Origin of the sequence: Paenibacillus sp. HWE-109 (assembly GCF_022163125.1) — a bacterium.
GTDB lineage: Bacteria > Bacillota > Bacilli > Paenibacillales > NBRC-103111 > Paenibacillus_E.
The window spans coordinates 7,771,115-7,793,991 of record NZ_CP091881.1; the positions used below are offsets into that span (position 1 = coordinate 7,771,115).

Below are 22,877 nucleotides of genomic sequence, written 5' to 3' on the forward strand. Positions count from 1 at the left end.
TCTTATTCGGCTTGAAAGGGACGGTTTGAGCAGATTAGGAGTCTCTTGGGGCTGTTATTTGTGTTAGAAGTGGGGAAAAAGCAGCCGTTTTTCGGAATAAGAGTCTCTGAAGACTTCTATCGGGCCAGAAAGGGACGTTTTGCCCACAATAAGAGTCTTTTTGTATCTAAGTCAATAGAGTGGACACAAAAAAAGAGCTAAGAAGTTAGTTTTATTTGCTTGTAGTACTGGGATTCAAACTTGTCTGGAGACAAATAGCCAAGCTTGCTGTGCGTACGTTTCCTGTTGTAGAAAAACTCAATGTACCAGTAGATTCGTTGGTGTGCTTCTTGGCGGCTTTGAAATTTATATCTGTACACCAATTCCCGCTTGAGAATGCTGTGAAAAGCCTCTATACAAGCGTTATCGTAGCAATTGCCTTTACGGCTCATACTACGAATCATATGGTATTCTTTCAGTTGTTTACGGTACTCATTAGATGCATACTGCGATCCCCGGTCTGAATGATGGATAAGGCCTTTAGGCGGCCTTTTGGCTTCGTATGCTTGATTTAAGGCGTCTAGCGTCAGTTCCACGGTCATGCGATTGCCCAGCTGCCAGCCAACGATTTTGCGGGTAAACAAGTCAAGAACGCTTGCTAAATAAAGGTTTCCTTGACGTGTATGGATGTACGTGATGTCGGTAACCCATACTTGATTCGGTCTTGTACACACATCAAAATGCTGATTTAACCAATTTGGCGCAATCGGGTGGCTGTGATTGGAATCCGTTGTTTGTACCTTGAATTTCCCTATAGCTTGTGAGCGTAAGCCCTTCTTTTTCATGATGCGTCCAACCGTTTTGACAGCGACTTTGAAACCTTTTTTTCTCAGTTCCTTTGTGATTTTCGGACTCCCGTAATTCCGATCCGATTCCAAGTACTCCTTTTCCACCTCTTTAGCCAACGCTTCGCGGTGCTTTTTCCGCTCACTTGGGGGTGTGGTTCGCCATTTATAATAGCCGCTCTTGGATACACTTAGTACGCTGCACATCTTCTCAACTCGAAATGTTGAACGGTGGTCATCAATGAACTTGAATCTCACTTCGGGTCTTTGCTGAAGATGTGCAGCGCCTTTTTTAAGATAGCTAGTTCTTCCTCTAGGTCTTTGTTGCGTTGTTCCAAGTCTTTCATGATCCGGTCATGGCTACGTAGATTGCCACTTCCTACGAAGGGCTCATCTGGAAATTGGCGATATTTACTGACCCAACTGCTCAATGTTTTCGCTGGAATGTTCAGTTCGTTTGCAATATCCGGAATCGATTTACTATGTTGTTGAATGTACTTAACCGTTTCTTCTTTGAACTTTTGATTGTACCGTTGGCGGAATTCACTCATCTCGGACACCTCGTTATTTAGATAGGTCTATTATCTAATTTCCCAATTCGTTGTGTCCACTGTTAAGTCTAAATGCATTTGGAGCTTTTATTTATTTATAGAAGTTAGGATTTTAGGAAGATGATGATAGCACCTATCAATAAGATCGAAAAACTGAGCAAATTGGCTTTCTTATCGAAGCTTCTTACCAGGAAAACAGTGGATAGCAATAACATATAAATTGAAATGTTAAAGTCGCTTGAACTAGTAAGAGCTATAATCCCATAAATGATAACGCCTAATGTTAAAGGAATTTCAAAATAAAGGCTTGCACGCGTGCGATTTTTATAGGGGTTAATAAACAACAGAAACCGCCTCCCTTCAGTAAGAGCTTATTCGATACATCTAAATTAGGCAAATTATGGGACAAACTAAAAAGAGCTTCCCCAGGTCCCTAAAGACCAACTGGAAAAGCTCATCTGCGCTAGCTCGCGAAAATAAGATCAAATTACGATTGTTGCTCGGAAGAATCTTCATCGGCAGTGGAGTTTGTCGCCGTATTTTGCAGCAGAGAGCTTAATTCCTCTACTTGTTGCTTGGATTGGCCGTCTTCCGCATTCGCCTCAGCGGCATTAATGGCATGACTCACCACATCATCACTGTTGTTTGTTGGCATGTTAGGTCACCTCCTCTAAGTTTCAACTAACTAAGTATGCCTAGAATGGCATGGAAGTATGCAGAAAATTTGCAAAAGTAATGCAGTGGATTTTCTCTATAGGTAAAGACTATAAAGTAATGTCTATTTAGGTATTTCACAAATAGTGTGCAGAGGAGCATAATAGAAGATATTGGGAAATGGAGGCGAAGAGACAATGGGGAAATCGTTCGAGGCGTTATTGCCGGAGCATGAACAGTTCATTGGCAAGCAGCACATTTTCTTCGTGGGGTCAGCCCCGTTAGCGGGGGATGGACATGTGAATCTATCGCCCAAGGGCCATGATGTCTTGCGAATTTTATCGACTAACGAAGTGGCTTATCTGGATTTGACAGGGAGCGGCAATGAGACGAGTGCGCATCTCGAAGAGAATGGGCGCATCACGGTGATGTTCATGGCATTCGAGGGGCCGCCGATGATTCTGCGGTTGTACGGGGTCGGTCGTGTTGTGCTGCCCGGTACGCAGGAGTGGGATACTCTCGTCCCAAGGTTCACTCTGCTGCCGGGAGCGCGTCAGATTATCGTCGTGGATGTTCATGAAGTTAAGACGTCTTGCGGCTATAGCGTTCCTTTTTACAATTATGAGGGAGAGCGTCACACGTTGCAGAAGTGGGCTGCCCACCAAGGCGAGCAAGGTTTAAATGACTATTGGCAGCAGAAAAACATGATCAGTATGGATGGACTGCCAACACCGCTCGGACAAAAATTATCCACAGAGGCTCTGAATTAAACGTTAGCTAAAATGTTTCCGCAAAGCTTCAGGAGCTTCCACGCTTTTGCGTGTTGTGCTGTCCATCGTTACGCTTGTGACAAGGGCATCTGCACATAAGTCGCCTTGCTTATTGATAATTTCTTGTTTCAGCACATAGCTGGAACGCCCTATTTGTTCAGGACGGCAGGTGATGGTTAGATAGTCTCCTTGTTTGCATTCTTTTTTGTAGTTAATGTTAATGTTCACCGTTACGGTTTGAATGCCCATCTCGCCAAAAGTATCATAGAATAGCTCCGCTTGCTCATACCATTCCTCACGGCCCCATTCGAGGTATTCCAAATATTTGGCGTTGTTGACGTGACCATTCACATCGATTTCCGTCGATCGAACGACGATTTCTAGTCGGGTTTCCAAGGGATATCCTCCTTTGATTCGTTAGCGCCTGCTTATGCGGGTGTTTTTGTTCATTATAGCTTGTTGGTGAAGAAGAAAACCAGTTCGCAGCTCATAGTGTTCCATGTTTTGGGCAAAATAAGACTTATGTGTTTGACGATGTCAGCAGGTTGGTTACCTTATTCTGATGGGTTTGCCAGCATGACGAAGTAAAAGGAGGCGGTTCAGGTGACGCAAGAATATCGGATTGAAAAGGATACGATGGGAGAAATCAGAGTGCCTGTGGATAAGTTGTGGGGGGCACAAACACAGCGCAGCTTTGAGAATTTCAAAATCGGCACGGAGCGAATGCCGGAGCGATTGATTAGTGCTTTTGCTTTGTTGAAAAAGGCCGCTGCTCAGGTAAATCGCGAGCTTGGCGGGTTAACGACGGAGAAAGCCGAGGCGATCGCCCAGGCGGCTGACGAAATTGTGCAGGGACGCTGGAACGACGAGTTCCCGCTTGTGGTCTGGCAGACGGGCAGCGGCACGCAGTCGAACATGAATGTGAACGAGGTGATCGCGCATCGGGCAAGTGAAATTATTGGAGATGGCGCGCAGCACATCCATCCCAACGATGATGTGAATCGTTCGCAAAGCTCGAACGATACGTTCCCGACCGCGATGCATGTCGCCGGCGTCATCGCGGTAGAGCAAGAACTGCTGCCAGCGCTGGAGCTTATGCAGGCGACTCTGCACAGCAAGATGGAGGCCTATGCCTCCATCGTCAAAATCGGCCGCACCCACCTGCAGGACGCCACCCCACTGACGCTGGGGCAGGAGATCAGCGGCTGGTGGGCCATGCTGGAGCAGGCCGCGGGCATGGTGCGCAGCAGCATCGACACGATGCGCGAGCTGGCTATTGGCGGCACCGCGGTCGGCACAGGGCTGAACGCGCACCCCGAATTCGGCGCGCGTGTGGCCGAAGCCTTGACTCACGAGACGGGCACGCGCTTCGTCTCAGCCGCGAACAAGTTTCATGCGCTGACCAGCCATGATCAGATCGTTTACGCCCACGGCGCGTTGAAGGCGCTGGCGGCGAACTTAATGAAGATAGCCAACGACGTGCGCTGGCTATCGAGCGGTCCCCGCTGCGGAATCGGGGAAATCACGATTCCGGAGAACGAGCCCGGCAGCTCGATCATGCCAGGCAAAGTCAACCCCACGCAGAGCGAAGCGATGACGATGGTCGTGTGCCAGGTGATGGGCAACGATGCGGCCATCGGCTTCGCCGCCAGCCAGGGCAACTTCGAGCTGAATGTGTTCAAGCCCGTCATTATTCACAACTTCCTGCAGTCGGTGCGGCTGCTTGCGGATAGCATGCGCTCGTTCAACGATCACTGCCTCGCAGGGATGGAACCGAATCGCGCGGTCATTCAGCGCAATCTGGAACAATCGCTCATGCTGGTAACAGCCCTCAACCCGTATATCGGGTATGAGAAAGCGGCCAGCATTGCGAAGCAAGCCCACAAGGAAGGGCTGACACTGAAGGAGTCAGCCCTGCGCAGCGGTTATTTGACCGCTGAGCAGTTTGACAGCTATGTCCGTCCAGAGGATATGGTGCATCCTAAGGCGCCGTAATCTGTCCTACAACGAGGCTGACTCAAGGGTTGCAAACCTGGAGAGCAGCCTCTATTTTGTCTTGATTTTTTGGGGTGGGGAATCTAGCAGGAATTTCTCCTGCTAAATTTAGCGTTAATTGCTCTAAACAGCCATCTAACTGGAAAACCTCCAGCTAATTTAGGGAGAAATCGCTATTTAGCGGAAAATCGCCAGAAATAACGGTATCTTTTCCATGTAAACCGGCTTTTCATGCGAAAATACCTAAATTAACGGTATATTTTCCATGTACCTTAATCAATTGAAAGAAAGAGGCATCCTGAAAATGAACTCATGTGGGGATAGCCCTATTATCTCCACAGCCCCCTAATTAAGTTGGAGTCCTCACCCACAAAAATGTAGACTTAATATGTGAGGAGGATGAGACGTATGGGAAAAATGTCTGAGCAGAAAGAAAAGGCTGCGCAAGAAGTTTTGTCTGGTATGAAGGCAGCCGTTGTTGCCAGAAAGTATGGTGTTACTCCCGGAACGGTGAATCAATGGGTAAGGGATTATCGTGAACAGCATGGTGAACAAGACTATCCTTATCCACAGGAGCAAGCTGAAGAACTGAAACGCCTACTCGAGGTAGAGAAAAGGTACGACAAGGCCGTCAAATTACTGGGCGAAAAAGACCTAGAAATCGAGATCCTACGTGAGCTGCTAAAAAAGCCAACCCCTGCTTATCCGAAAAATTTAAGATAGCCGACACATTTATTAAGCAGGGGAATCCAGCAACTCTCGTACTGCGTATCATGGGGTTGGCTGAGTCTACTTATTATGACCGCATGAAACGCATGTCACAGTCTCCACAGACGGCTGAACGTGAACGCGGCAGACGCATCCCTGGATATTCCCTTACGGAGTCTGCGGAAAAAATTAGTGACGAGCAAATCCAGGAATGGCTACTCGAACTCATCTCGGGAGAGGAGCATGTGTACGGCTACAAACTGCTTGCAGAATGTTTATGGAACCAGTACAGATTAAGGTTGAATCACAAAAAGAGCTATCGGTTGTGTAAGGCGCTAGACATCCTACAGCCACAGCGTCAGAAGCGCTTCAAGCATCCTCGGAAACTGCCAGAGAATCGTATCATTACAGGACCTAACCAGCTCTGGCAGATGGACATTAAATACGGTTACGTCGCGGGTCGCGATCGACATTTCTTCGTACTGAGCATAATTGATGTATTTACCCGGGTCATCGTCGGCTACTACAGAGGAACGTCCTGTGAGGCCAAGCACGCCTGTCAGACGCTTAGGAAAGCAATGGACAGTCACTGCACGACGAATAACGAGCCCCCTTTTATAAGGACCGACAATGGGCCACAGTTTGTAAGCCACCTTTTCGGCGATATGTGTGAAGGCTGGGAGGTTACTCACGAACGTATTCCTCCTCAAACGCCGGATTTAAATGCTTTTATTGAATCCTTTCATAGTAACATGGAACGCGATCTATTCAGCAAAGAAGAGTTTGCAACCTTCGAGGATGCTTATGATGCTGTCGACCGATACATGGACTTTTACAACAACCGAAGAATGCATACAAGCCTTCGAAGAATGCCGCCGGTTAAATTTTCAGCATGGGTAATGAGCTTAGATGACCGCTCAGCCTTCTTCTGGCCGAGGAAGAAAGCGAAATAAAGAGCATGACTGCGTCATGAGTCGGTTCTGAAGGGAGGACTCCGGAATTAGGGGGTCGCACCGTTATTACGTTCAACGTGCTGCCGCACCGTCCACCATCTGAGCTACTCTCCCATGCAGTTACACTAGCCGTTCTCCCAATCCTCCCCATAAACTCTACCAACATAACAAATTCAGCCCGAGAGGGATCGCAGAACCTCTATTTTGTCTGAATATCCCGAGAGGGATCGCAGAACCTCTATTTTGTCTGAATATCCCGAAAGGGATCGCAGAACCTCTATTTTGTCTGAATTATTCTGAGAGGGATCGCAGAACCTCTATTTCACCTTCATCTGTGCAAAAACAAGTTCCCACGGAACGTCGTTCCGCTATTCCTCTGTAAACCTCATCTGTTTTCGCGCGATAGCGTCTCTACGATCCGTGGAACAGCCAAATCAGCCGATTTGTCACAAATAGCGTCTTCTCGCTCCTTTAACGCGGAACGCTGCTTCCGCATTAGTCATCTTACTCCGCAGTAGCGCCCCATCTCACGGGCCAACGCCCAAAAACCTCCAACTCCACACAAGTGGATTTGAAGGTTCCTAGCCTCGTCCGTTACTGAATCGGATCCGGGATCATGTTCTGCTCAAGCAGCTCACTGTTCGTTTTCATGTGCTTCATCTCGTTGCCCAGCTTCTTGATCTCAGCCATGTCCTGAGCCATGGAGCTGTTGTTGGCCTCTTCCAGCGATTTGCTGGAAGAGCCGTTGCATAAGCGCTCAAGCTCAATAAGCTTGTCCAGAGCTGTTCGGCGGACTTCGAGAGGAACGAATTCGTTCTCTTGAAAGTCAGCTTCGTGGAAATGGACGGTCGTATTGCCGTGTTCTGTCGTCAGTGTAGTTAGCGTCAGGGGATATGAAACGGATGTGGGTTCATGTTTAATGTTGATTTGATAAACGGATTTCTCCGTATACGCCACACGTTCGAGTCCCATATTGGTTAATTGCTGATGCATGTTGTTTTTATCCATATTGCCTAACACTCCTTTCGGGCCTGCGGCCAAAAAAATTCGTCCAACCAGCCCGAGCTGGGGCTTTTTAATGGCGGTTGTTGTTTGTGGACGTGGCAGACTGCAAGGACTCCGCTACCATGTCTTTGCTTTCTTTGGCTTTATCGATCACCTCAGAGGCTTGTTTGCCGATCTCGTGTGACTTTTCGCTCACGGTGGAAACGATATCTTTGGCTGTGCCGCTAGCCGCAGCAGCGATATCTTGAGTAGTCTCGCATACGCTGGAGACGATTTCCTGGGTTTTTTGACCAACTGTCGAAGCTAGTTTGCTTGTTTTATCGTTTAACGTACGATACGTATTGGAAAGGTCTTCGCGTAATTCTGACCCCGCTTTAGGGGCGAGTAACAGGGAAGCTACAGCACCTACTGCTCCACCGATTACTAGACCTAACAATAGTCCGCCTTTATTTGTTGCGACTGCTTCACTCATGAGTCATCTCTCCTTCAAATGGGGTTTTGGTTGTCTTGCCTCTTAGTAGAAAGTAACCGTCTTTCCCCCATTTGAAACAGGAAAAATTTAATTTAAATTCCCTTTCATTATATAAACACCCAAAAGTTGATCGAATTCTGATTGAATTTTTCGAATTCGGGTAGTAGATAGAAGAACTCTAGCGATATTTACATTTAAAGTATGTTAAACTACGGTGAGGGTTTTTGTTAACTTTTACCCGAAAAGGGGTTAGAGCTATGAGCATTGTGATTGTTGACGATAACGCGACGAATTTACTTATTATTGAAAAAATTCTGCTTAAAGCCGGGTATACCGATCTCATGATGGTGTCTTCTGCCAAAGAGCTATATCACTTATTAGAAATGAATTCCCCCAGTACCTCAGAGGTATCCGTAGATTTGATTTTGATGGATATGATGATGCCGGAAATTGATGGGGTAGAAGCGTGCCGCACGGTACAAGCGGATGAACGGTTTCGAGATATCCCGATTATATTCGTAACAGCGATGGGAGATTCGAATAAATTAGCCGAAGCTCTGGACGCCGGGGCGCTCGACTATGTGATGAAGCCGATTAACAAGGTAGAGCTGCTGGCTCGCATTCGCTCCACACTCCGTCTCAAGTTCGAGAAGGACTGGCATAAGGAACGGGATAAGCGGATTAAATATGAGCTGGATCTGGCCAAACAAGTGCAGCGCAGCGTATTAAGCAGCCCTATCCAGGATGAGCATATTAACATCTCAGCGGTTTACAAGCCTTCTTCCGAGCTTGCGGGTGATTTCTATGCGTGGTACCCGATTGGGCCGAACCGGTATGGCATTATTTTGCTGGATATGATGGGTCATGGTATTTCCTCGTCACTGGTTTGTATGTATATCTACTCGGCCTTGAAGGATACGATTACGAACATTTGTGATCCGGAGGGTGTGATTCGCGAGTTAAACTGCCGGATGAATCAACTTCATAAAGCGGATAATCTGATCAATTATTACTTTACGTCGATTTATTTGGTTTTGGATACGGAGAAGCGCACGATTGAATATGTGAATGCCGGTCATCCAACAGGAATCGCTATTCTGGATGGCGAGGTCAAGCTGCTGACGGAAGGCTGTTGTGCCATCGGATTTTTCGAGGGGATTGAGATTACCAAAGGGGTTATTCCCTATAAGAAAGATGCACGGATTGTTTTGTTCACCGACGGTCTTTCGGAATGGCTTGATGATGAGCAGGAGGAAGGCATCAACAAAATTCAACGCAGCTTTCAGTCGATGCAAACGCACGATCCTGAGGGCATCATTGAAAGCATTTATCCTTATACCAAAAGCGGTTCTCCCCAGGACGACATGTGCTTGGTGATGATCACAGCGACCTCATAAATTCTTCGCCTAATTATTTACAATCGATAACGCACTAGTTTATCCCAATCGGGAATAAAACTTGTGCGTTTTTTGTTTCAATAGGCACAAAGAGGTGTAATAAGGAATATCAATCCAATCAGGATGGGAGGAATAGGGATGACGATGGCATCGGCTCCTACGACAGACGCTTTATACTTACTACACGAGGGTACACAGTATCAAAGCTATCAATTTCTAGGTTCCCATGTGGAAGAACGAGATTCGGTTAGAGGAATCAACTTCGCTGTGTGGGCACCCAATGCCAAGCAAGTGAATGTATCGGGCAGCTTCAATGGTTGGGACGGCAGCAACCATAAAATGTCGATGTCAGGCGGGGTATGGACGCTCTTCGTTCCTAAGTTGGAAGAAGGAACTTTGTATAAATACGAGATCGTCACGCTGGATGACGAATGTTACTTGAAGTCAGATCCGTACGCTTTTCATACGGAACTTCGTCCTGGAACGGCATCCATTGTAACTTCTTTGGAAGGATATGATTGGCAGGATGAGGAGTGGCTGGCTACAAAAACCTCGAATCAATTTCTGCAACAGCCGCTATTGATTTATGAGGTGCATCTGGGAAGCTGGAAGCGCAAGGAAGACGGAAGCTTCTATACCTACCTGGAGTTGGCGGATGAGTTGGTTGATTATGTTCTTGAGCGGGGGTACACGCACATCGAGTTGATGCCGCTTGAGGAACATCCACTGGATGCTTCCTGGGGCTATCAGGTGACCAGTTATTTCTCCGTCACGAGTCGATTCGGGTCACCCAAGGATTTCATGCAGTTCGTCGATCGTTGTCACCAGAAAGGCATCGGCGTCATTATGGACTGGGTGCCTGCCCACTTTTGCAAGGATGCTCATGGCTTAACCCGATTCGATGGGACTCCGCTTTATGAGTATGCAGACAGCCGCAAAGGTGAGAATCCCACTTGGGGAACGCAAATTTTTGACTATGGGAAGCCGGAAGTGCTTAGTTTTTTGATTTCGAATGCATTGTTCTGGATGGATGTTTACCATATTGACGGTTTGCGGGTGGATGCGGTTTATAGTATTTTGACGCTGAACTTTGACCGTGAAGAAGAGGACCGGATTACGAATGAACTCGGCGGCGACGAGAATTTGGAAGGGATCGCTTTTCTTCAGAAGCTGAATGCGGTTGTGTTCTCCCGCTATCCCAATGCTTTGATGATGGCAGAGGATTCCAGCTCATATCCGGGGGTAACCGCTTCGGTTGAGCATGGCGGACTTGGTTTTAATTATAAATGGAACTTAGGTTTTACGTGGAACACGCTCGAATATATGAAGAAGAATCAAGCGGAGCGCTGTGAAGCGGAAGATCAATTGACGAATTCCTTGCTCGGTGCTTGGGATGAGAATTACATACTCCCGTATGCCCATGATGAAGTGGTTCATGACACCAAGTCGCTTCTGGGTAAAATGTCAGGGGATGACAACTGGCAGCGTTTCGCCAATCTGCGTGTACTGTACACCTATATGATCGGTCATCCCGGTAAAAAATTGCTGTTCATGGGCAATGAATTCGGCCAGATGGATGATTGGCATTCAGAAAGTGCACTGCCGTGGAACTTGCTTGCGTTTGAGGAGCATCAGCAGTTCGCCAGCTTCGTCACGCAAATGAACCATTTCTATGTGGGGGAAAAAGCGCTCTGGGAACTCGATCACGACACCAGCGGTTTCGAACCGATTGGAGAAGAAGATAAAAGCGACGGTCTGGTGATGTTCATCCGGAAAGCAGAAAACGATGATGAGCATCTCATTATGATCTGTAATTTTAAAACGGAGAAGCACGAGGGCTACCGCTTAGGGGTTATGAAGCCAGGCAGTTATCAAGAAGTGTTTAACAGTGATAAAGCGGAGTACGGCGGTTCAGGCGTAGTAAACGATACCACGCTGCTTACCGAAGAAAACGCCTGTCAGGGTCGCTCTTATAGCATTATGTTGAATATACCGCCACTTGCAGCAGTTGTAGTGAAATATATCCCACAGGAAGGATGAGATCAGGATGAAGAAACAAGAATGTGTAGCAATGTTATTGGCTGGAGGAGAAGGGACTAGATTGAGTCCGTTAACGAAAAATATTGCTAAGCCAGCTGTTCATTTTGGCGGAAAATATAGAATCATTGATTTTACGTTGAGCAATTGCCGCAATTCCGGCATTCATACGGTTGGGGTGCTGACTCAGTATAAGCCGGCTGTTTTGCATGCGCATATCGGCAATGGCGAAGCTTGGGGCATGGATGGCGTTGCGGGCGGCGTCACCTTGCTGGAAAGACAAATGGGTGCTCCGAATGCCTATTCAGGCACGGCTGATGCGATTTATCAGAACTTATCCTATCTGCGCAGGCATAACCCCAGCTATGTCTTGGTGATATCCGGTGACCACATTTACAATATGGACTACAACGCGATGCTGGAGCATCATAAAGCTTCTGGCGCGGATGCCACATTATCGGTTATTCCTGTGAAATGGGAAGAAGCCAGCCGCTTCGGAATTATGAGCACGGATGAATCGCACCGAGTGACCGGATTTGCCGAGAAGCCGGCTAAGCCAACCAGCAATTTGGCCTCCATGGGGATTTATATCTTTAATTGGGATGTGCTGCGCTCCACGTTAGAGATCGATGCGATGGACGAGTCTTCCAGCCATGATTTTGGCAAAGATATTATTCCTGGACTATTGGAAGCAGGCGCTTATTTGTCAGCTTATCCGTTCGAAGGCTACTGGAAGGATGTCGGCACGATTGAAAGCCTCTGGGAATCGCATATGGACTTACTCGGTTACACGCCGACACTGCAATTGGACCATGAGAAGTGGCCTGTCTATACCAAGGAACGCAATTATGGCAAAAGCTTCGTGGCGCTTAGCGCTAGGGTGAATAATGCGGTAATCGGTGACGGCACGGATATTTACGGCAGCGTGAGTCATTCGGTGCTGTTCGATGGCGTCAGAGTCGGAGACAATAGCCGGGTGTTAAACAGTGTGATTATGCCGGGCGTGCAGATCGGCAAAAATGCCCTTGTCCTCAACGCGATTGTCGGCGAAGGAACTATTATTAAAGATGGCGCAATTGTCGGGAAACCCGGTGGGTCGGAGCTAACGGTGATTGGAGAAAAGGCCATCATTGGACGTCATTACCCAGCGTCAATTCCAGCGGCGTTGACAGGTACTCGTGTGAATTTTGGTTAAAAGGAGGAGAAATCATGAAAGACGTTCTTGGTATGATTAATCTGATGGATGAACAGGATGATTTGTCGACGCTTACCCGCAACCGCTGTGTGGCGGCTGTGCCTTTTGCCGGAAAGTACCGCTTGGTTGACTTTGCGCTTTCCAATATGAGCAACTCGGGTATTCAGAAAGTTGTGGTGCTCGCCAGCGAGAAGGCAGAATCGCTGCTGGAGCACGTTGGCGACGGACAGGATTGGGGGTTGGATGCCACGCAAGAGGGCGGGGTTTCGGTCCTTCCTCCGGTTGCTTTGCGCATCGATACAGCGGACAACTTCCGTACGCTGGAACATGGGGATCTTCTCCATCTGTACAGCCATTTGGATTATCTGAAATCTTGCCAGGAAACGTACATTCTGCTTGCGCCGAGCAGTGTGATCTACCGTTCCAATTTCGAAAATATGGTTGATTATCACCTCAGCAGCGGGGCGGAAATTACCGTCCTCTACAAGCATTTAACTGAGATCGATCGTCACGCACATATCGGACATGCGTATAATTTGGAAATGAATGATCATGGCCGTGTCGTCAGCGCTTCGCCAACCTACCATGCGCTGCCGAGTCTGGCCCCGCAAAATATCGATTTGGATACGATGGTGATCGAGCGCCGATTGTTAATTGATCTCATTGAGAAAAGCATGAAGAGCGGCAGCGAGATCTATTTGAAAAATGTCATTTGGGCGCATCTGGCCGATATTCATGTGCAAGGCTATGCGAATCATGGCTATATCGCAATTATGGATTCAATTGACAGCTATTATGCTCACAGCATGCATCTTCTGCAACCGCAGGGTTGGAAACAATTCATGATCAATCAGGAATCGGTGTATACGCGCAAAGAAGAAGAGCAGCAGATTGCTTGCCATCAACAAGCGTTGGTTCGCAACTCCTTTGTTGCTCCAGGCTGCCGGATTGAAGGTTATGTGGAGAACAGTATTCTGTTCCCTGGTGTGACGATAGGCAGTGGCGCGAGTGTCAAAAATAGCGTGATTATGCATGATTGCATCATCGAAGCCAGCGCGTATTTGGATCGGGTCATTTTGGACAAACAGGTCATTGTGGAGAGAGGGGCCGTGTTGTGCGGACAGTATGCCCACCCCTTTGTTGCCGAGAAGAGCGGAGTCTTATAATCCATAAGGTGTGAAGAGGAGGATTGGTTATGAATGTAATGATTCGTGAAAACGATATCAAGCTGCTGACACACATAACAAGCTATCGACGCCGCTTTCTGAAGTTAGCTTTGTTCTCGCTGGTGATGATCCTGGCTTTGTTGTTTCTCAAGGGGGCAACTACTGAACGTATCGGTGAACCGGAAGTTGTCCTTACACCAGCCGTCATCAGTATGCTGCCAGAGAGTCCGAACGCCGCGTTCATACCGCTCGATCCTCCTCTTCTTGTGGCCCAAGAGGATGCCGGCGAAGCTGCTGTTAATCCAATGGCAATGACCAAGGTCAGTTCTGCGGCTGCAACCCTGTTCAGTCTGGAGGGAATTTCTCTGGAGGATCACACAGCGGACGTAACGGCCAAGAAAGGACCTCCCTCCACCATTGTCGAAGATCCCCAATTCATCGGAGAAACGATCTATCAGTACCCAAATTTTAATGTAGGCTTCTATGAAGATGTCGTATCCTTCGTCCAAGTGTCGGCGACAGTCGGGCATATCCAAATCAATGATCAACAGATTCCATCAAATGTAGCGGAGCTGAAACAGTTCCTAGGTGAACCGGATTTCGTTGCTGAGGACGGGCTCGTATTTCAGCGAAGAGACACTTTGATTAAATTGTTTCTACAGCCGGAAACACAAGATCTTATTTCCGTTGATTATTACCATCTTTCGAGCACATAAGGGTGAGGCTGGCCGGATACGGTCAGCTTGGCTATGTGTCAGAAGGATCATTTCTTTTTAATCAGAACTTGTGAAATTCTAGGGGTCTTGTTACTATTTAGAAGATGAATAACTTAAAGGAGTGTGGCTAATGTCAGCGGAAAAGTTCCAGGTTGATCAAGAAGAGTTGGAGAAATCAATAGAGCTTCATATCAGAGGGGAGCTGGATTTGGCGGCAGCTTTAACATTCCGGCATGCCCTTGAAGAAGTTGTCCATCGGGCTGATAAAGCGTTAATCCTTGATGTTGGGCAACTAAGGTATATTGATAGCACAGGCATTGGCATTGTGGTATCGGCCTTGAAGATTCGGGATGAGCTGAAGGCGCCATTCGCAGTGCGCAATATTCCGTCCAGTATCAGGAAACTGTTCGATCTTACAGGAATTTCCGGATTCCTCAACGAAGGGATCGAAGGCAGAGCATGAACGTCGTTCGCTTAAAGATACCCGCTACTGCGGAATACTTAGATATAGTTAGACTCAGTCTGTATGGCGTTGCCTCCAAGTTAGGTTTCTCTTATGAAGATATCGAAGATATGAAAGTAGCGGTTTCGGAGGCTTGCAACAATGCGGTGCTTCACAGTGAGCCGCTGAGCGATCAGATAGGCCAGATCGAGATTAGTTACGAGGCGGAGGACGGCAAGTTCATTGTGAAAGTGAAAGATGAGGGTACCGGCTTCAACTACCAAGAGCGCAGCGAGCAAGCGGGTCCGCTAACGGGCAATTCGCCCAGCGATTTGCAGCCTGGCGGGCTCGGCATCTATTTGATGCAGGCGCTGATGGATGAGGTGGCGGTGAACACGGATGCAGGAACCGAGGTTACGCTCGTGAAATATGTGCAAACGCCAGATACTGGCTCCAAAGAAAATGAACAATCTACATGAGGATATAGCCTGCTTGTCATAAAAAAGAGGTTGCCCCAAAGTCAATTTAATGACTAAGGGCAGCCTCTTTCTTTCAATAGTGCACTACATGGAAAGCTACCATCAATTTAGGTGTTTTTTCATGTAACTCTTACTCCTATTATTTCCCAAGGAATGCTTCCAACATCCAACTATGCTTCTCTAGCGATGAGCGAATGCCGATGAGCAAATCCGCCGTAGGCTGATCTTTGCTCTCTTCAGCAAGTTCGATGCCTTCTGTGAGCTCGGAGCAGACCAGCGAGAAGTCGCTAGCCAACTGCTTGACCATTTGTTCCGCTGTTTCATCATTCTTCGCTTCCTTAATGGAAGCTGTATCCAGATGCTGCTTCAAGGTAGCTGTCGGAATAGCGCGAAGCGCGAGCATTCTTTCGGCGATTACATCCAGATGCAAGCTTACCTCAGTATACAATTCCTCGAATTTGATATGCAGCGTGAAGAAGTTCTCGCCTTTCACATACCAGTGATAATTATGGATTTTCATATAAAGAATGGAGAAGTTAGCGACTTGTTTATCCAGAATATCTGTAACTGGGTTTGCTTTGATTGCGACTTTGGCCATGTGAATCCCTCCACTTAATTTATATAGTTGTGTATACAGATAAGTACCCAGCAGCTCTGTACTTGAAACAGTCAAAAAGAAAATTGAAATTCTCTGCATTCCCTGTTTCATCTTCGAACAATGAGGGTAACAATAAGTAATTAAGCAGACAGGAGTGATTCAAATGTTATTCCAAATCAGTGCGATTATTGCAGCCGTTGCGTTTGTATTTCTGGTCTTCTATTTAATACAAACCTTAAAATCATTGAAGCATTCCTTGGATGAAATCACATCGACCATGGGCCAGATGAAGAATGAAGTGACACAAATCAGTTCAGAAGTACAGGATGTAATTCTCAATACGAATGAGATGGCCATAGATGTACGTGTTAAGCTGGCTAAACTGAATCACTTATTCAGCTCGGTGAATGATGTGGGTCAGGTCATTCACGAACTGACAACTTCGGTGAAGCAATCAGCAACCAGCCTGCTCTCAGCTGTGAAGCAAACGAGTATAATGAAAGAAGGAGCAAAGCCTAATCACAAATGGCAGACGATCATTCAAGGCGCAGCGATTTCCTTCGATATGTGGCAAAAAATGAAAGCAAATAAATCACCGCACACCGGTGTTACGAAATAGGAAAGGGGTCATCTTGTGAACGCAATACGTAAATTTACTGTCTATAAACAATCAAATGGCAAAGAAAATATGATCTATTTAAGTGGGGAACTTGATCTGTCCGCGGCATCGGAACTGGCAGCTGTGCTTGATTCCGTCGTGAACCTGGAAAACCAAAGTCTTACCCTGGATTTAAGAGAACTTCGTTATATCGACAGTACGGGAATCGGCATGTTTGTCTCTGTGCTTAAAGTGAGAGCAGCTATGCAAGCCGCATTCCGAATTCAACACATTCCTGCCAAAATTCAACGTTTGTTTGACTTAACAGGCGTATCCAGATACTTCGTGAATGGTGATCAACAGTCAGCCAATCAGCGTGCAACAGAAAGGAAAGAAGAAATCATATGACACCATACATCGGACTTACTATACCTGCGAAGGCGGAATACTTGGATATTGTTCGCCTTACCCTCTACGGTGTTGCTACCAAAGCTGGCTTCTCTTTTGAAGATATTGAAGATATGAAGGTAGCCGTTGCGGAAGCATGCAATAATGCTATTCTTCATGCCTATGAAGATCAAACAGGCACGGTAGACATCCAATTCGAGCATAGCGATGGCTATCTGAAAATTTCGGTTAAGGATGAGGGCAATAGTTTTAACTATGTTCAAACGGACCCGGAAGAAGCGACGCTTCATCACAAATCGATCAGTGAAGCCACAGTTGGCGGGTTAGGCCTATTTCTGATGCAAGCGCTGATGGATGAAGTTCAAGTGCTTACGCATAGTGGAAGAGGAACTGAGGTTATTTTGTTGAAACATATAGCAGGGCAGCTGAATAGAAAAGAGGAAATGGTATGAATGCCAATGCATCATCCTCAAAGCCTTTATATGAAATGTATTTGAAGATGAAGATCTACAAAGAAACAGCTTGCCAAGAGACGGCTACGGCACTGCTGCTGCACTATGAACCTATTGTTCGTATGGCAGTTGGCAAAATGTCGCGAAGCCGTCCTGATTTGTATGAAGATCTATTTCAAGTCGGTCAAATGTCGATGCTGCGGCTTTTCACGCAATATGACAGCACAATGGAAATCCCATTCGAAGCCTATGCGATGAAAAGTCTGATCGGTCACCTCAAAAATTATTTGCGTGACAAGTCATGGTACATACAGGTTCCAAGGCGTATTAAGGAAAAAGGCTCCATGGTCCAAAGGGCATTGGATGAACTGACGGTCAAGTTTGAGCGCTCACCAAGTATTGATGAGATTGCGGCTTATCTGGAACTCAGTTCCGAAGAAACCATCGAGATTCTGGCGGGCCGTGACTACTATAACTACACGTCGCTGGATACACCTCTTACAAGTGAAGGCGACAGCGCTACGATTGGCGATATGATCGCTGGACCAACCGATGATTACACATCACTGGAGAGACGGATGGATTTGGAAGAAGCCATGAATTGCTTGAAGCAAGAAGAACGCACCGTCATTGGCCTCATCTACCATGAAGGGCACTCACAGCGGCAAATCGCCGATCAACTAGGGATTTCCCAAATGAGTGTATCCCGTATCCAAAAACGGGCAATAGATAAGTTGAAGACCGTTTTGACAGAGAACTCATAAGGGGGCGTGCTGATGCTAAGCAGCCAATTTCGTTTGGAGCATGGGAAGAAAGTAAAGCTAGCGCAAATTGATCCCAATGAAACGGGGAGTGTTCATGATCGGGAAGAGGCTGAGCCGAACATTGAACGTTTGAAGGAACGCTTGGAAGCCCTGCAGAATGTCTTATACGCAGGCAAGCAGCAAGCAGTACTCTTCGTTATCCAAGGCATGGATTGCAGCGGCAAGGACGGTGTTGTCAAGCGTGCGCTTGGCGGCCTGCATCCGCAAGGTTTTCAAGTGAATAGCTTCCGTACACCTACGGAGGAAGAGGAAGCTCATGATTTTCTCTGGCGGGCTCACAAAATTGTGCCTGCCAAAGGCATGATTGGGGCTTTTATTCGCTCGTACTATGAGGATGTCCTGATTACAAGAACTCATAAATGGATCAGTGAGTCGGAAGTGAAGAAGCGATTTAAACATATCAACCGTTTTGAGAAATTGCTAGAAAGCAGCGGCGTGAAAATCGTGAAGATTTTCTTGCACATTTCCAAGGATTTTCAGCTGGCGAAGCTGCGCAATCGGTTGACCGATGATACGAAGCGCTGGAAGTTCGATAAGAATGATCTTGTGGAACGTGAATCGTGGGGGGCATATGAGCAAGCCTATGAGGACGTGTTTAGACAGTGCAGCACCGAATCGGCGCCGTGGTATGTCGTTCCTGCTAACCATCGCTGGTACCGTGATTTGGCCGTCTTGCAAATTGCAGTGGACGCTTTGGAAAGCATGAATCTAGCGTATCCGCCATCGGATCCAGAGCTGGATCAACTGCTGGATCAGCTACAGGAATAATGAGAGATTTTCTCTATTAGTTCCCTGAATGTGGTATAGTGAGAGTAGTAGAATGTTAACATAACATTCTCTACGAACTATACTAGGAGGCAACTATGCTTAAATCTTTACAGATCAATATACGTGCCAAAATTATAGTTGGATATGTCTTTATTATCATATGCTTAGGGATATCGCTTTTGGTCGTGAGTGACCGTGTAAACTCGCTTCAGGAGGAAGTCAGTTTTGTCTCTACGCATGACATGGAAGTCCATGATTTATTAAATTTAATTCAAAAAAATATGCTTGATATGGAAACGGGGATGCGCGGCTATGTCATATCAGGGGATACGCAATATCTGGAACCTTATGATGCCGGCAACCGATCTTGGCTGGATAACTACAACAAGCTTCATCAGCTTATAGAGGATAACCCTTCCCAACAGAAAAGTCTGGAACAAATAAAGCCTACTATTCAGAGTTGGATTAAAAATGCCGGTGAATTTGCCATCAAGGCTAAGGGGGCTAACAATCAACAAGCACTTAAGGAATTTTTCGATCAAAACAATGGCAAAAAGGTTATGGATCAATTGCGTACGCAATTCGAATCCTTTCTCTCAGCGGAGAAGAAATTAACGGCTGCCAGAGTCGAACAGTTAGCTGAAAGCAACTATAATCTTAGAGTTGTTCTTTTCTCTGTTCTCGGGATCATTTCAATTTTTGCTATTCTTGTGGCCTTATTCCTATCCAGTTCGATTACGGGCACCATTAAACAAGTCATCCGAACGATTCGAGATATTACGGCGTCGGAGGGCGATTTAACCACTAGAATTGAAGTCAAAACCAATGATGAGATCAAAGAGCTGGCCGTAGCGACCAATGAATTGTTAGCCAGCTTGCAGAAGCAGAATTGGGTTCAAATAAATTTAACGGAAGTCGCAACTTTGTATCAAGGGATTAATGAAATAAAGCTTTTGAGTGAAACGTTTGTCAATACGCTGGCACCTATGCTTGGCAGTCTCTATGGCGTTGTTTATCTGAGGGAGTATGTGAATGGGCAAATGCGTTTTGTGAAAATGGCTAGCTATGCGGCTATTGGTGAAGACGCTGCTTCTGACAGTTTCCGCTTGGGTGAGGGATTGGTCGGCCAATGCGCGCTCGATCAGCGGATTTTCCTGATGGATAATTTGCCGGAGGATCATGTCAAAGTCACTTCAGGCTTAGGCGTATCCGCGCCGCGTGCACTCTTGGTGGCACCGATCCTGGTGGATGGACAGACGGAGGCCGTAATCGAATTAGCCTCCTTGCAGCCCTACCAGTCACAGCATCTGACATTGATCGATTCCCTGCAGGATAAGTTCGGAACAGCGATTGTCAATGTGCGGGGCCGGATGGAAGTGGAACGGCTGCTTTCAGAATCGCAGATGCTGACGGAAGAACTGCAAGCCCAGTCTGAGGAGCTTCAGGCCCAGTCCGAAGAACTTCAGATGCAGCAGGAAGAGCTCAGAATGACCAATGAATTCTTGGAAGAACAGAACCATTTCTCCGAACAAAGGGCTTTGGAATTAAAGCGAGCCAAAGATGAGTTGGAGGAATACTCGCTTAAACTTCAAACGAGTTCCCAATACAAGTCGGATTTCTTGGCGAATATGTCGCATGAACTGCGTACGCCGCTGAATAGTATTATGATTTTGTCGCAGATGCTGGCGGAAAATAACGGTGAAATGCAAATGTCGGAGGTCGTGGATTACTCCCGTGTTGTGTATGCCGCAGGGAACGATCTTCTGGCACTCATTGATGATATCCTTGATTTATCCAAGGTTGAAGCGGGCAAGATTGAAATTATGACCGATGAATTCAATGTGACGGAAATGCCGCAATTAATGAAGCTGATGTTTGGCCCGGTGGCCGAGAAGAAGAAGCTGGATTTTGATATTATCTTGGAAGAGAATGTACCGAATGTGATGCTGACAGATGGCCAACGCTTGCAACAGATCGTGAAGAACCTCCTATCCAATGCGTTCAAATTTACGGAAGAAGGTTCAATCACGATGCGGATCGCTCTTGCTGATCCAGTTCGCGTTCAAGAGCTTCTACATCGGGATCCGGAAGATAAAGTGCTGGCTATTTCCATCACCGATACGGGAATAGGGATTCCAATTGATAAGCAACAGGTTATTTTTGAAGCGTTCCGTCAGGTCGATGGGACCACGAATCGCCAGTACGGCGGGACAGGCCTAGGCTTATCCATTTGCCGTGAGTTCACGCGTTTGCTAGGCGGTTCCATTGTTGTCAAAAGCGAAGTAGGCAAAGGCAGTACATTTACTCTGTACATTCCTAATGCGCAGGAAACGGATCAAGATGATCAGGTGACTATGTATCCTGCGGGAGAAATTGCAGCCGCAGGTGAGTATGCTGACGTGGTTGCCGTTGAGGCGCTATCGTCTGAATTCTTGCATGTGATTAGTGATTCTCCTGTGACTGAGGCCATTAAATCCGATGCGCAATTATTCCAGGGGAAAAGAATTCTGCTTGTCGACGATGACGCACGCAATGTATTCGCATTGGTTACTGCGCTGGAGATGAAAGGCGTGACTGTCGAAGTAGCGGATCATGGCAAGATGGCCCTTGAAATTCTTCAAGGCAGATCAGATTATGATCTTGTCTTGATGGATATCATGATGCCTGTCATGGGCGGCTACGAAGCGATGCAGGCCATCAGAGGCCAGCTTCAGCTGATGGACTTACCTATTATTGCGTTGACCGCGAAAGCTATGAAGAGCGAGAAAGAGAAATGTCTGGAAGCGGGCGCTTCCGACTACATTACGAAACCTTTGAACATGGATCAATTATTCTCGCTCATGCGTGTATGGTTGACGAAGCAGGTGAAAAAGCATTGAGCTATCAAACCGGGGATGAGTCAAGCGATATGGAGGATTTCCCCTATCAGGATGAATTGCAACAAATAGAAATCAATCTTCTCTTGGAAGGCATGTACCAAATGTACGGATTTGATTTCCGGCATTATGTGCGCTCTTCGCTTCGCAGGCGAATTCTTAATCGGATGCGAGCGGAGAAGCTGCCGACCATCAGTGCTGTTCTGGAAAAAGTGCTGCATGAACCTGGCTTCGTGGAGCTGTTGCTGAATGATATGTCCATTCGGGTAACGGAGATGTTCAGGGATCCGAGCTTTTTCCGCGCGTTCCGCGATCATGTGGTCCCTGAGCTGCGGAAGCTTCCGGAGATTCGTATTTGGCATGCAGGCTGTGCGACAGGAGAAGAAGTGTATTCGATGGCCATCCTCATGCAGGAAGAGGGTTTGGCGGAGAAAACGCGGATCTACGCCACAGATATGAATGACAGAGCGATCGAAGCAGCGCAAAAGGGTGCCTTCCCGCTGAAACAGATGCAGCTATTTACCAAGAACTATCTGGATGCCGGCGGCGAGATGGCCTTCTCCGAATATTACACAACGGATCATCAATATGCCTATTTCCGACCGTTGATGAGGGAGAATCTAATTTTCGCCCAGCATAATCTGGTGACCGATGGTTCATTCAACGAATTCCACGTAATCCTTTGCCGGAATGTCATGATTTACTTCGACAGCAAGCTGCAGCAGCAGGTGCATAGTCTCTTTCATGAAAGCTTGTCGTCGGGAGGCTACCTTGGACTTGGCAAAAAGGAGTCGATCCTGTTCACACCCGAAGGTGTACACTATGAGGAATTTGTTCCGCAAGAGCGCATTTACCGTAAGAAATAGCAGACCTCTCAGACCGCTTTTATTGATGAGTTCATCAATGAGCGGTTTTTTTGTTGTGAAAATTAGGTTGTTTCATAGAGGGGGAGGAAGGTTTAAATAAAGAGTAGTGTGATCTCTGGACAC

23 protein-coding genes and 1 pseudogene are annotated in these 22,877 nt (G+C 46.9%); 18 read left to right on the forward strand and 6 right to left on the reverse strand.

Annotation, left to right across the window (positions count from 1 at the left end):
* Positions 1 to 197: 197 nt before the first annotated feature.
* Positions 198 to 1,375: pseudogene (locus LOZ80_RS33425) on the reverse strand (IS3 family transposase).
* Positions 1,376 to 1,862: 487 nt separating this feature from the next.
* Positions 1,863 to 2,030, reverse strand: coding sequence for a hypothetical protein (locus tag LOZ80_RS33435; RefSeq protein ID WP_238168562.1), 168 nt, complete (start codon positions 2,028 to 2,030; stop codon positions 1,863 to 1,865).
* A gap of 196 nt (positions 2,031 to 2,226) precedes the next feature.
* Here LOZ80_RS33435 and LOZ80_RS33440 point away from each other — a divergent pair, with 196 nt between their 5' ends.
* Entirely contained in the window at positions 2,227 to 2,799 is a 573-nt protein-coding gene (locus LOZ80_RS33440) for a pyridoxamine 5'-phosphate oxidase family protein (RefSeq protein ID WP_189012512.1), read from the forward strand.
* A 3-nt stretch (positions 2,800 to 2,802) separates the two neighbouring features.
* Here the strand turns inward: LOZ80_RS33440 and LOZ80_RS33445 are convergent, their stop codons facing one another.
* Positions 2,803 to 3,195, reverse strand: coding sequence for an acyl-CoA thioesterase (locus LOZ80_RS33445; protein ID WP_238168563.1), 393 nt, complete (start codon positions 3,193 to 3,195; stop codon positions 2,803 to 2,805).
* A 207-nt stretch (positions 3,196 to 3,402) separates the two neighbouring features.
* Between LOZ80_RS33445 and fumC the strand changes: the two genes are divergently transcribed.
* From fumC to LOZ80_RS39625, 3 genes are all read left to right on the forward strand, one after another.
* Positions 3,403 to 4,794: a class II fumarate hydratase gene (fumC, locus tag LOZ80_RS33450; RefSeq protein WP_283214719.1), complete on the forward strand. Its 1,392-nt coding sequence runs from the start codon at positions 3,403 to 3,405 to the stop codon at positions 4,792 to 4,794.
* 408 nt (positions 4,795 to 5,202) lie between these two features.
* Complete coding sequence (locus LOZ80_RS33455; protein WP_238168564.1) at positions 5,203 to 5,517, forward strand: helix-turn-helix domain-containing protein; 315 nt, start codon at positions 5,203 to 5,205, stop codon at positions 5,515 to 5,517.
* A 41-nt stretch (positions 5,518 to 5,558) separates the two neighbouring features.
* The gene (locus LOZ80_RS39625) at positions 5,559 to 6,455 is read left to right on the forward strand and encodes an IS3 family transposase (RefSeq protein ID WP_443147093.1); all 897 of its coding nucleotides are present in this window, start codon (positions 5,559 to 5,561) and stop codon (positions 6,453 to 6,455) included.
* A 594-nt stretch (positions 6,456 to 7,049) separates the two neighbouring features.
* Here LOZ80_RS39625 and LOZ80_RS33465 read toward each other — a convergent pair.
* Both LOZ80_RS33465 and LOZ80_RS33470 read right to left on the reverse strand, forming a co-directional pair.
* Positions 7,050 to 7,463: a hypothetical protein gene (locus LOZ80_RS33465; protein ID WP_189012585.1), complete on the reverse strand. Its 414-nt coding sequence runs from the start codon at positions 7,461 to 7,463 to the stop codon at positions 7,050 to 7,052.
* Between the two features lie 67 nt (positions 7,464 to 7,530).
* On the reverse strand, positions 7,531 to 7,932 hold the full coding sequence (locus tag LOZ80_RS33470; RefSeq protein ID WP_238168566.1) for a YtxH domain-containing protein: 402 nt from the start codon (positions 7,930 to 7,932) through the stop codon (positions 7,531 to 7,533).
* A gap of 257 nt (positions 7,933 to 8,189) precedes the next feature.
* Between LOZ80_RS33470 and LOZ80_RS33475 the strand changes: the two genes are divergently transcribed.
* The 7 genes from LOZ80_RS33475 (at position 8,190) to rsbW (LOZ80_RS33505) (ending at position 15,364) form a co-directional block, all read left to right on the forward strand.
* Entirely contained in the window at positions 8,190 to 9,329 is a 1,140-nt protein-coding gene (locus LOZ80_RS33475; protein WP_238168567.1) for a SpoIIE family protein phosphatase, read from the forward strand.
* A gap of 138 nt (positions 9,330 to 9,467) precedes the next feature.
* Positions 9,468 to 11,369, forward strand: coding sequence for a 1,4-alpha-glucan branching protein GlgB (glgB, locus tag LOZ80_RS33480; protein ID WP_337950986.1), 1,902 nt, complete (start codon positions 9,468 to 9,470; stop codon positions 11,367 to 11,369).
* A gap of 7 nt (positions 11,370 to 11,376) precedes the next feature.
* Entirely contained in the window at positions 11,377 to 12,561 is a 1,185-nt protein-coding gene (locus LOZ80_RS33485; RefSeq protein ID WP_238168568.1) for a glucose-1-phosphate adenylyltransferase, read from the forward strand.
* A 14-nt stretch (positions 12,562 to 12,575) separates the two neighbouring features.
* The gene (gene glgD, locus LOZ80_RS33490; RefSeq protein ID WP_238168569.1) at positions 12,576 to 13,727 is read left to right on the forward strand and encodes a glucose-1-phosphate adenylyltransferase subunit GlgD; all 1,152 of its coding nucleotides are present in this window, start codon (positions 12,576 to 12,578) and stop codon (positions 13,725 to 13,727) included.
* Positions 13,728 to 13,756: 29 nt separating this feature from the next.
* Positions 13,757 to 14,443 carry a hypothetical protein gene (locus tag LOZ80_RS33495; RefSeq protein ID WP_238168570.1) on the forward strand — a complete coding sequence of 229 codons (687 nt, stop codon included), beginning with the start codon at positions 13,757 to 13,759 and terminating at the stop codon, positions 14,441 to 14,443.
* Between the two features lie 130 nt (positions 14,444 to 14,573).
* A complete protein-coding gene (locus LOZ80_RS33500; protein ID WP_238168571.1) occupies positions 14,574 to 14,906 on the forward strand; it encodes an STAS domain-containing protein in 333 nt (110 codons plus the stop codon).
* Complete coding sequence (gene rsbW / locus LOZ80_RS33505; protein WP_238168572.1) at positions 14,903 to 15,364, forward strand: anti-sigma B factor RsbW; 462 nt, start codon at positions 14,903 to 14,905, stop codon at positions 15,362 to 15,364. The genes LOZ80_RS33500 and rsbW (LOZ80_RS33505) overlap by 4 nt, the downstream gene beginning before the upstream one ends.
* A 139-nt stretch (positions 15,365 to 15,503) precedes the next feature.
* Here the strand turns inward: rsbW (LOZ80_RS33505) and LOZ80_RS33510 are convergent, their stop codons facing one another.
* Complete coding sequence (locus tag LOZ80_RS33510) at positions 15,504 to 15,962, reverse strand: Dps family protein (protein ID WP_238168573.1); 459 nt, start codon at positions 15,960 to 15,962, stop codon at positions 15,504 to 15,506.
* Positions 15,963 to 16,125: 163 nt separating this feature from the next.
* On the opposite strand from LOZ80_RS33510, the gene LOZ80_RS33515 reads away from it, so the two are divergent.
* From LOZ80_RS33515 to LOZ80_RS33545, 7 genes are all read left to right on the forward strand, one after another.
* A complete protein-coding gene (locus LOZ80_RS33515; RefSeq protein WP_238168574.1) occupies positions 16,126 to 16,581 on the forward strand; it encodes a DUF948 domain-containing protein in 456 nt (151 codons plus the stop codon).
* 15 nt (positions 16,582 to 16,596) lie between these two features.
* Positions 16,597 to 16,968, forward strand: coding sequence for an STAS domain-containing protein (locus LOZ80_RS33520; RefSeq protein ID WP_238168575.1), 372 nt, complete (start codon positions 16,597 to 16,599; stop codon positions 16,966 to 16,968).
* Positions 16,965 to 17,420, forward strand: coding sequence for an anti-sigma B factor RsbW (gene rsbW / locus LOZ80_RS33525; protein WP_238168576.1), 456 nt, complete (start codon positions 16,965 to 16,967; stop codon positions 17,418 to 17,420). Before LOZ80_RS33520 ends, rsbW (LOZ80_RS33525) begins: the two co-directional genes overlap by 4 nt.
* Positions 17,417 to 18,184 carry a sigma-70 family RNA polymerase sigma factor gene (locus LOZ80_RS33530; RefSeq protein ID WP_238168577.1) on the forward strand — a complete coding sequence of 256 codons (768 nt, stop codon included), beginning with the start codon at positions 17,417 to 17,419 and terminating at the stop codon, positions 18,182 to 18,184. Before rsbW (LOZ80_RS33525) ends, LOZ80_RS33530 begins: the two co-directional genes overlap by 4 nt.
* 12 nt (positions 18,185 to 18,196) lie before the next feature.
* On the forward strand, positions 18,197 to 19,012 hold the full coding sequence (locus LOZ80_RS33535) for a PPK2 family polyphosphate kinase (protein ID WP_238168578.1): 816 nt from the start codon (positions 18,197 to 18,199) through the stop codon (positions 19,010 to 19,012).
* A 95-nt stretch (positions 19,013 to 19,107) separates the two neighbouring features.
* The gene (locus LOZ80_RS33540) at positions 19,108 to 21,891 is read left to right on the forward strand and encodes a CHASE3 domain-containing protein (protein WP_238168579.1); all 2,784 of its coding nucleotides are present in this window, start codon (positions 19,108 to 19,110) and stop codon (positions 21,889 to 21,891) included.
* 29 nt (positions 21,892 to 21,920) lie between these two features.
* Complete coding sequence (locus LOZ80_RS33545) at positions 21,921 to 22,754, forward strand: CheR family methyltransferase (protein WP_238173193.1); 834 nt, start codon at positions 21,921 to 21,923, stop codon at positions 22,752 to 22,754.
* The last annotated feature ends 123 nt before the right edge of the window (positions 22,755 to 22,877 follow it).